Annotated in this window: 7 protein-coding genes and 1 pseudogene; 4 read left to right on the top strand and 4 right to left on the bottom strand. The window is 71.7% G+C overall.

The annotated features are described in order from the left end of the window. The 4 genes from GSF22_RS26065 to GSF22_RS26050 all read right to left on the bottom strand — a co-directional run. On the bottom strand, nucleotides 1–908 hold a 908-nt coding region (locus tag GSF22_RS26065; protein WP_244454146.1), incomplete at its 3' end, for a glycosyltransferase. Between the two features lie 84 nt (nucleotides 909–992). Next, nucleotides 993–2,033 carry a Gfo/Idh/MocA family protein gene (locus GSF22_RS26060; protein ID WP_208816377.1) on the bottom strand — a complete coding sequence of 347 codons (1,041 nt, stop codon included), beginning with the start codon at nucleotides 2,031–2,033 and terminating at the stop codon, nucleotides 993–995. Then, nucleotides 2,030–3,136: a DegT/DnrJ/EryC1/StrS family aminotransferase gene (locus GSF22_RS26055; RefSeq protein WP_208816376.1), complete on the bottom strand. Its 1,107-nt coding sequence runs from the start codon at nucleotides 3,134–3,136 to the stop codon at nucleotides 2,030–2,032. The genes GSF22_RS26060 and GSF22_RS26055 overlap by 4 nt, the downstream gene beginning before the upstream one ends. A 106-nt stretch (nucleotides 3,137–3,242) precedes the next feature. Further along, complete coding sequence (locus GSF22_RS26050; RefSeq protein WP_307804330.1) at nucleotides 3,243–3,893, bottom strand: TetR/AcrR family transcriptional regulator; 651 nt, start codon at nucleotides 3,891–3,893, stop codon at nucleotides 3,243–3,245. Between the two features lie 157 nt (nucleotides 3,894–4,050). Between GSF22_RS26050 and GSF22_RS26045 the strand changes: the two genes are divergently transcribed. The 4 genes and pseudogenes from GSF22_RS26045 (at nucleotide 4,051) to GSF22_RS26030 (ending at nucleotide 9,059) form a co-directional block, all read left to right on the top strand. Continuing rightward, nucleotides 4,051–4,950, top strand: a complete 900-nt coding sequence (locus tag GSF22_RS26045; protein WP_208816375.1) for an ABC transporter permease — start codon at nucleotides 4,051–4,053, stop codon at nucleotides 4,948–4,950. Continuing rightward, nucleotides 4,943–5,758, top strand: a complete 816-nt coding sequence (locus GSF22_RS26040; RefSeq protein ID WP_208816374.1) for an ABC transporter ATP-binding protein — start codon at nucleotides 4,943–4,945, stop codon at nucleotides 5,756–5,758. The genes GSF22_RS26045 and GSF22_RS26040 overlap by 8 nt, the downstream gene beginning before the upstream one ends. A gap of 135 nt (nucleotides 5,759–5,893) precedes the next feature. Further along, nucleotides 5,894–7,321: pseudogene (locus GSF22_RS26035) on the top strand (SDR family NAD(P)-dependent oxidoreductase); the annotation flags it as partial. A 13-nt stretch (nucleotides 7,322–7,334) separates the two neighbouring features. After that, entirely contained in the window at nucleotides 7,335–9,059 is a 1,725-nt protein-coding gene (locus GSF22_RS26030; protein WP_208816372.1) for a CDP-glycerol glycerophosphotransferase family protein, read from the top strand. Nucleotides 9,060–9,106: the final 47 nt, after the last annotated feature.

Below are 9,106 nucleotides of genomic sequence, written 5' to 3'. Positions count from 1 at the left end.
GTCGGGGCGTTCAGCACCACCTCGGGGCGAACCGGCAGGCGGTGGGTCCGTTGGAGCAGCTCGGCGAGGGTGGCCGACACGGTGACCACGGCGTCGGCGTGCCGGACGTACTCCTCGACGTGCGCGATCTGCGCGGGCAGCCAGCGCGGGTTGTCGGCCCGGCCGAGCACCCCGGCGACGAACTCGTGGGCGTCCCAGACGACTCTGGTGCGCTGGCCCTTCGCGCGGGCCCGGGCGGCGGCCCGCACCCCGACGCCGATCATGCGGAAGTCGTTGGCGTGGACGATGTCCGGGCGCAGGGCGTCGATCACCGGGCCGAAGGCCAGCTCGTAGTCCCAGAGCCCGGGGTCGAGCCGGCGCCAGGCCCGCTCCCCCATGGTGCGCTGCCAGAACCGGACGGGCAGCCGGGTGAGCAGGGCGTCCGGGTTCTGCTGGTGCTTGCGCAGCCGGTGCAGCTCACCGGCGCGGAACTTCGCCCAACGGCCGAGCACCTTCGCGGTGAGCTGCGGGGCAGCGAGCAGGCTCCGGCCGAGCGTGGCGCGCAGGCCACCGGCGGCGGCCAGCGCGAGCCGGCGTTCGGCGAGGTCGGCCTGGCGGGCCTTCATCAGCTGTACCCGGTACCCGGAGTGCCGCCCGGCCGGGTACGCCAGCGGCCGGCGCAGCGAACGGTGGAACTGGGTGGGGTGCTGCCCGAGCGGGCGGGGCACCTTGATCAGGCGGACCTCGGCGTCCCCGATGGACCAGGTCTGCGGGCCGGCTTTCCCGGCGATGCCGAGCAGGACCACCTCCCAGCCGGCCTCGGCCGCGGAGCGGGCTGTCTTCTGGACCCGGGAGTCACCGTGCACCCCGTTGTCCACCAGCATGACGACCCGCCCCCGGACCGGCCGGGAGGTGCTGCCTGTTGCCATCTTCGTGCCTGTTCCCTCGTGGGCTGACCGCTTCGTGGAACCGACCGCCGGAGCCCGGTCACCCGGGCTGGCCGGCGACCGGTGTTACAGGGTGCTGGTGGCCTGCTTCGGGATGCTGTCGGTGCCGGTCGGCGCGACCGAGACGGTCACCCCGGCGGAGGCCGACTCGAGCAGCGCGGCGGCCACCTGGACGGTACGCAGGCCCTGGCGGAGGGTGACGATGTCGCTCTCCTTGCCCTCGACGGCGTCCCGGAACCGCTCGTGCTCGACCAGCAGCGGCTCGCGCTTCGGGATGGCGTACCGGACCATGTCGCCCTCGGCGACACCCCGGAAGGCGCGCAGCGCCTCCCACTCGGTGTCGATGGCGCCGTTGGCGTAGAAGGTCAGGTCGGCGGTGAGGGTGTCGGCGACGAAGCAGCCCCGGTCACCGGTGATCACGGTGGACCGCTCCTTGAGCGGGCTCAGCCAGTTGACCAGGTGGTTGACCATCGTGCCGTCGGCGAGCTGGCCCACCGCGGCCACCATGTCCTCGTGCAGCCGGCCGCTGCGGGAGACCGTGCGGGCCGAGACCGAGGTGTACTCCTGGCCGGTGACCCAGCTGGTCAGGTCGATGTCGTGGGTGGCCAGGTCCATCACCACGCCGACGTCGGCGATCCGGTGCGGGAACGGCCCCTGCCGACGGGTGACGACCTGGAAGACCTCGCCCAGTTCGCCGGCCTCCAGCCGGAGCCGGAGGTTCTGCAGGGCCGGGTTGTACCGCTCGATGTGGCCGACCCCGGCGACCAGGCCCCGGGCCTCGAACGCCTCGACGAGGCGGGTGGCCGCCTCGACCGACTGGGCCAGCGGCTTCTCGACCAGGGCGCAGACCCCGTTGGCGGCCAGGTCCAGGCCGACCTGCTCGTGCAGGGCGGTCGGGCAGGCGACCACGGCGTAGTCGATGCCGAGCGCGAGCAGGTCGCCCAGCTCCGGCAGGACCGGGGCGCGCAGCGTACCGGTGGTGTCGCCGGCCGGGTCGACGATGCCGACCAGCTCGACGCCGTCCAGGCCGGAGAGGATCCGGGCGTGGTTGCGCCCCATCGCGCCGAGGCCGATCAGGCCGGCGCGCAGCTTGCGACCGTTGCTCACGCGGCACCCCCGGCGATGTTCGCGGCGTCGGCGATCCGCTCCAGGTCGGCCTGGCTCAGCGACGGGTGTACCGGCAGCGAGACGACCTCGGCGGCGGCCTTCTCGGTCTCCGGCAGGTCCCACGGGCCGGGCTTGCCGTCGACCAGGTACGGGATGAGCCGGTGGATCGGGGTCGGGTAGTAGACCGCGTTGCCGATGCCCAGCTCGGTGAGCTTGCGCTGGGCGGCGTCCCGGTCGCCGGTGACCCGCACCGTGTACTGGTGGTAGACGTGCTTCGCCGCGTCGGCCACCGGCGGGGTGATCATGCCGGTGATCCGGGAGTCGAGGAACTTGGCGTTCGCCCGGCGCTGCTCGGTCCACTCGGGGAGCTGGGTGAGCTGGACCCGGCCGATGGCGGCGGCCACGTCGGTGAGCCGCATGTTGGCGCCGACGATCTCGTTGGCGTACCGCTGCTCCATGCCCTGGTTGCGCAGCAGCCGCAGGGTGCGGGCCAGGCCGGCGTCACCGGTGGTGATCATGCCGCCTTCGAGGCTGTGCATGTTCTTGGTGGGGTAGAAGCTGAAGCAGCCGGCGGTGCCGAACGAGCCGACCGGCTGGCCGTTCAGGGCGGCGGCGTGCGCCTGGGCGGCGTCCTCGACGACGGCGAGGCCGTGCCGCTCGGCGATGGGCATGATCCGGTCCATCGCGGCGGGGTGGCCGTAGAGGTGCACCGGCATGATCGCCACGGTGCGCGGGGTGATCGCCGCCTCGACCGCGGCCGGGTCGATGCAGAAGCTGCCCGGCTCGATGTCGACGAAGACCGGCTCGGCGCCGACCAGCCGGACCGCGTTGGCGGAGGCCGCGAAGGAGAACGAGGGGACGATGATCTCGTCACCGGGGCCGAAGCCGAGGCCCATCAGGGTGAGCTGGAGAGCGGACGTACCGGAGTTGACCGCGACGCAGTGCCGACCGGCGACGAGCTCGGCGAACTCCTGCTCGAAGGCGGCGACCTCCGGGCCCTGCACCACCATGCCGCTGCGCAGCACCCGGACCGCCGCCTCGATCTCGGCTTCGCCGATGACCGGCCGGGCCGGGGGGATGAATTCTGCGTTCAGCCCAGGCATGGGCATCCTCCTGTCGATTGGAGCTCGTCCGGCCGCGATGCTAACCGGTCCGGTTGGGACCGGTTCGCGCGGTGCGGATCGGGTGTCGACCCGGTCGAGCTGAGTTTCACGGTTTCGCGAAGAGCTGGACGTCCGACTCGTCCCGGGATGACGGGTTGCATGCTACTCGGAGGGCACCGGCCACCACGGCGGCCATCCGGGACAGCTCGGTCGGGTCGAGCGGTACCCGGGCGATGGCCAGGCGCCAGTACAGGGGGCCGACGATCAGGTCGATGACGGCGTCGGGGTCGGCGGTCGGGGCCAGCTCGCCCCGCTCGACCGCGCGCCCGATCACGAGCGCGCCGATGGTGTGCTGGTTGACCCGCAGCGCCGTCTGGAGGGTCTGCGCGATCTGTGGGTTGCGGGCCGCCTCGGCGAGCAGGTCCGGGATGATCTGCGAGGCGAGCGGGTGACCCAGGGCCTTCGCCATGATCAGGAAGAGCACCTCCAGGTCGCCGGTGAGGCTGCCGGTGTCCGGCAACGGTAGCCGCTGCCCCGCCGCCGCCGAGACGATCTCCAGGACCAGGTCGAGCTTGGAACTCCACCGGCGGTAGACCGCCGTCTTGCTCACCCCGGCCCGCCGGGCGACCGCCTCGATCGACAGTCGCGCATAGCCGACGGCGGCGAGCTCGTGCATGACGGCGCCACGGATCGCCGTGGTGATGTCGTCGCGGAGCACCGCCGCGCCGGCCGGCGCACGTCTCTTCTCGGTCGTCACGTGGGACAATGTAGCGCAGCGACGGTACGGTTGCGTCGCTACGTGTTTTGCACTACCTTCCACGCAGCGACGAGGCGCCGGCGGTCCACCGCGCCGGCCACGCTCTCCACAGATGTCGCGCGCATCCCGCAAAACTGAAAGATCGGAGCGCCCAACCATGGCCAACACGGCGGTGGCCGATACCGGTCCAGGACTGTCCCAGGCGCAGCTCGCCGCCCGGTACGGCCTGAGCGTCGCCGGCAAGCGACCCACCCTCGCCGCCTACACCCGGCAACTGTGGTCGTACCGGCACTTCATCGCGGCGTACGCGAACGCGAAGGTCCTCGCGTCGTACAGCACCGCCCGGCTGGGCCGGATCTGGCAGGTCCTGACCCCGCTGACCAACGCGGCGGTCTACTACCTCATCTTCGGCGTGATCCTCGGCACCAGGAACGGCGTCCCGAACTTCATCGCGTACCTCTGCGTCGGGCTGTTCGTCTACAACTTCACCTCGGCTGCGGTCTCCGGCGGCGTGCAGGCGGTCAGCGGTCAGCTCGGCCTGATCCGGGCGCTGCACTTCCCCCGGGCCTGCCTGCCGCTGGCGGTGACGCTCACCCAGTTCCAGCACCTGCTCTCCGCGATGGTGGTACTGGTCGGCATCGTGCTGGTCACCGGCGAGCCGCTGACCGTCGAGTGGCTGCTGGTACCCCCGGCGATCCTGCTCCAGTCGATCTTCAACGCCGGCCTGGCCCTGGGCCTGGCCCGGCTCGGCGCGAAGATGACCGACCTGAAGCAGCTCATGCCGTTCGTGCTGCGCACCTGGATGTACGGCTCCGGGGTGCTCTACAGCGTCGACAAGTTCACCGAGAACCTGGACAACCCGATCCTGGTCAACCTCGTCCACGCCAACCCGCTGCTGGTGTACATCGAACTCATCCGGCACGCGTTGCTGGAGGACTCCCCGCTGACCTCGGCCGCGCCGACGCTGTGGCTGTACGCCGTGGGCTGGGCGCTGCTGGTGGGCGTGGGTGGATACATCTACTTCTGGCGAGGCGAACAGGAGTACGGCCGTGGCTGAGCTGACCAACACCGTCCCCGCGTCGGTGGCGACGATCAACGGGGAACGGATCCCCACCGTGATCGTCGACGACGTCCACGTGATCTACCGGGTACACGGTGCCGGCACGGCCGGCGCCAACAGCCCGGCGAGCGCCCTCAAGCGGCTGGTCTCCCGGGCGCCGGCCCCGACCGTGCGTGAGGTGCACGCGGTCAAGGGTGTGACATTCACCGCATACCGGGGCGAAGCGATCGGCCTGATCGGCAGCAACGGCTCCGGCAAGTCGACCCTGCTGCGGACCATCGCCGGGCTGCTGCCCACCAACAAGGGTGCGGTCTACACCCAGGGCCAACCGTCGCTGCTCGGGGTGAACGCGGCCCTGCTCAACGACCTCTCCGGCGAGCGCAACGCCGCGCTGGGCTGCCTGGCCATGGGGATGACCCCGGAGCAGGTCAAACAGAAGGTCCCGGAGATCATCGAGTTCTCCGGCATCAACGAGCGGGGCGACTTCGGTTCACTGCCGATGCGGACGTACTCCTCCGGCATGTCGGCCCGGCTCCGGTTCGCCATCTCGTCGGCCAAGAACCACGACGTACTGTTGATCGACGAGGCGCTGGCCACCGGCGACCGCCGGTTCCGCCGCCGCAGCGAGCAGCGGGTCCGCGAACTGCGCGCGGGCGCCGGCACGGTCTTCCTGGTCAGCCACCAGATCGGCACGATCCGGGAGACCTGCGAGCGGACCATCTGGCTGGAGTCCGGGGTGATCCGGATGGACGGGCCGACCCCCGAGGTGGTCGAGGCGTACGAGGCGTTCATGGGCGGCAAGTGATCGGTGGCGCGGGCGCTAAGGTCGTAGCGCCCGCGCCGTACCGCGCCATGCCCGGCGCCCAGGGACCGGCGGAGCCGCGTCCGGCGTGACCGGAGAACCCCGCACATCGACCCCGTGGACCAGTGAGGATCGGCAATGACGCAGGACCTGACCACCGCAGCGGACACCCGGCCGGACGGCCCGGCGCCGTGGCGGCCCACCCGGACGGTGGCGGTCGTGCTCGCCGGCGGCACCGGCTCCCGGGTCGGCCTGGGCATCCCGAAGCAACTGCTCAAGATCGCCGGTAAGCCGATCATCGAGCACACCATCACCGTCTTCGAGGCCGCCCCGGAGATCGACGAGATCATCGTGCTGATGGCCCCCGGGCACGTCGAGGCCGCCCAGCAGATCGTCGACCGGGCCGGTTTCCGCAAGGTCAGCCGGGTACTGGCCGGCGGGGACACCCGCAACGCCACCACCCGGCTCGCCCTGGACGCGCTCGGCCCGGACGACTGCAACGTGCTCTTCCACGACGCGGTCCGGCCGCTGCTGTCCGGGCGGATCGTCCGGGAGTGCGTCAACGCGCTCTGGTCGTACGCGGCGGTCGACGTGGCCATCCCCTCGGCCGACACGATCATCCGGGTCGACGCCGACGACTGCATCACCGACATCCCGGTCCGGGCCCAGTTGCGCCGGGGGCAGACCCCGCAGGCGTTCCGCTCCCCCACCATCCGCGAGGCGTACCGGTTGGCCGCCGCCGACCCGGACTTCCACGCCACCGACGACTGCGGGGTGGTACTGCGGTACCTGCCCGAGGTGCCGATCAAGGTGATCGAGGGGGCGGACGAGAACATCAAGGTCACCCACCCGGTCGACGTGCACCTGGCCGACAAGCTCTTCCAGCTCGCCGCCGCCCAGGCGCCCCGGCTGACCGACGAGCGCGCCTACACCGAGGAGCTGACCGGCCGGACCATCGTGGTCTTCGGCGGCAGCTACGGCATCGGGGCCCGGCTCGCGGAGCTCGCCCAGGGCTACGGCGCACAGGTCTTCTCGGTCGGCCGGTCCACCACCGGCACCTACGTCGAGCGGCCCGAGGACGTGGAGAAGGCGCTGCGGGAGGCGTTCGACGCCACCGGCCGGATCGACCACGTGGTGGTGACCGCCGGGATCCTGGAGACCGGCGCGCTGGCCGAGATGCCCGAGTCGACCATCGAGCAGATGTTGCAGGTCAACTTCGTCGCCCCGGTCACCATCGCCCGGCTGGCCCTGCCGTACCTGCGGCAGACGAAGGGACAGCTGCTGCTCTACACCTCCAGCTCGTACACCCGGGGACGGGCCCGGTACGCGCTCTACTCGGCCACCAAGGCGGCCCTGGTCAACCTGACCCAGGCACTGTCCGACGAGTGGTCCGAGTTCGGGGTACGGGTCAACTGCGTCAACCCGGAGCGCACCGCCACCCCGATGCGGACCAGGGCGTTCGGCGACGAGCCGGAGCACACCCTGCTCGCCGCGGAGACGGTCGCCCAGGCGTCCCTGGACGTGCTGCTGTCCAACCTCACCGGCCAGGTGGTCGACGTACGCCGAGCGGGAGCCTGAGATGCGCGGAACCCTGGTCCGCAAACTCGCCGTCCGGGCGCTGGCCGCCGGCCTGGCCGTGGCCGCGTTCGGGGTACTGGCGCTGACCCCGGCGACCACCGTCGGCGTGCTGCTGGCCCTCGGCGCGATCGGTGCGGCGCTGGTGGAACGCCGGATCCGCCCGCAGGCGGAGAACGTCGCCGAGACCGTGCTGGTCGCGGCCGGGGTGATCACCGCGTACGCCCGCCAGCTCGGCGACGGGTTCGACCCCGCGCTGGGCCTGACCGCGGTCGTCGTCCTCGGCCTGGTCCTGGCCGAACGACCGCTGCGGGAGGCCGGCGCGCTGGAGATCCAGGCCGCCAACCTGGCCGTACGCTCGCAGTCCCGGCTGGTCACCACGCATCTCGGCACGGCGGTCGCCGGTCTGCTGGCGCTGGCCGCGCTCAGCGCCGCGCTCACCCTGCCCGCCTGGCCGGTCATGCTGGCCGGTCTGCTGGTCGGCGCGGTCGCCGCCGGGGCGGTCCTCGCCCTGGCGAAACGCCGGTTCACCCCGTCGACCGCCGGCAGCCCGGTCTCCCGGGCACTGCGCCGGCACGCCCCCGAGTTCCTGCTCTACTTCTCCGCGCCGCCCGGCTCGGAATACCAGATCACCATGTGGCTGCCCTACCTGGAGCGGATCGGCCGGCCGTTCCTGGTCCTGCTCCGCGAGCCGGAGTTCCTGCCGGTGGTGACCGCCGCGACCCGCGCCCCGGTGGTGGTCTGCCCGACCCTGAAGGCGATCGACGAGGCGATCGTGCCGAGCCTGAAGGTGGCCTTCTACGTCAACCACGGCGCGAAGAACAGCCACTGCATCCGGTTCAACCAGCTCACCCACATCCAGTTGCACCACGGGGACAGCGACAAGGCGCCCAGCGCCAACCCGGTCTCGGCCATCTTCGACAAGATCTTCGTCGCCGGTCAGGCCGCCATCGACCGGTACGCCCGCGCGGGCGTGACCATCCCCCGGGAGAAGTTCGCCATCGTCGGCCGACCGCAGGTGGAGTCGATCGAGGTACGGCGTACCCCGATCGCCGACCTGGCCGACCGGACGGTCCTCTACACCCCCACCTGGACCGGCCACTACGCCGACGCCAACTACTGCTCGCTGCCGGTGGGCGAGACGCTGGTGACGCGCCTGCTGGCCCGGGGTGCCACGGTGATCCTGCGGGCCCACCCGTACACGTCGCAGAACCCGGAGTCGGCCCGGCAGCTCTCCCGGATCGAGGAACTGCTCGCCGCCGACCGGACCCGGACCGGTCGGCAGCACGTCTGGGGTGGCGCGGCGGCCCGGGAGTTGACCCTGGTCGACTGTGTGAACCGGTCGGACGCGCTGGTCTCGGACGTCTCCGGGGTCATCTCCGACTACCTCTACTCCGGCAAGCCCTACGCGGTGACCGACATGCTCGGGCTCGGTGAACGGTTCACCGAGGACTTCCCGCTGGCCCGGGCGGGTTACGTGCTGCACCGGGACCTGTCGAACGTCGATACGGCACTCGACCTCCTGCTCGGGGCCGACCCGCTGGCGGAGACCCGCTGGCAGACCCGGACCCGGTACCTGGGGGACTTCCCGGCCGAGTCGTACGCCGAGGCGTTCCTCACCGAGGCCCGCCACCACCTGCGGCCGAAGTCCGCGCCGCCGGTGCAGCGGGACGGTGCCGCCCCCGACCCGGCCGTCGTGCCGGCCGGTACCGGTACCGTCGCCGGCTGACCGGGCACCATCGCCCCACACCATCGCCCCACACCATCGCCCCACAC

This window comes from Micromonospora echinofusca (assembly GCF_017614955.1).
Taxonomy (GTDB): domain Bacteria; phylum Actinomycetota; class Actinomycetes; order Mycobacteriales; family Micromonosporaceae; genus Micromonospora; species Micromonospora echinofusca_A.
The sequence above is the reverse complement of the archived record's forward strand: the minus strand, read 5'-3'. Positions and strand labels throughout refer to the sequence as shown.

Excerpts from the sequence above, each read along its gene's own strand:
- GSF22_RS26055 (WP_208816376.1), bottom strand. The coding sequence starts at position 3,136 with ATGCCTGGGCTGAACGCAGAATTCATCCCCCCGGCCCGGCCGGTCATC.
- GSF22_RS26030 (WP_208816372.1), top strand. The coding sequence starts at position 7,335 with ATGCGCGGAACCCTGGTCCGCAAACTCGCCGTCCGGGCGCTGGCCGCC.
- GSF22_RS26045 (WP_208816375.1), top strand. The coding sequence starts at position 4,051 with ATGGCCAACACGGCGGTGGCCGATACCGGTCCAGGACTGTCCCAGGCG.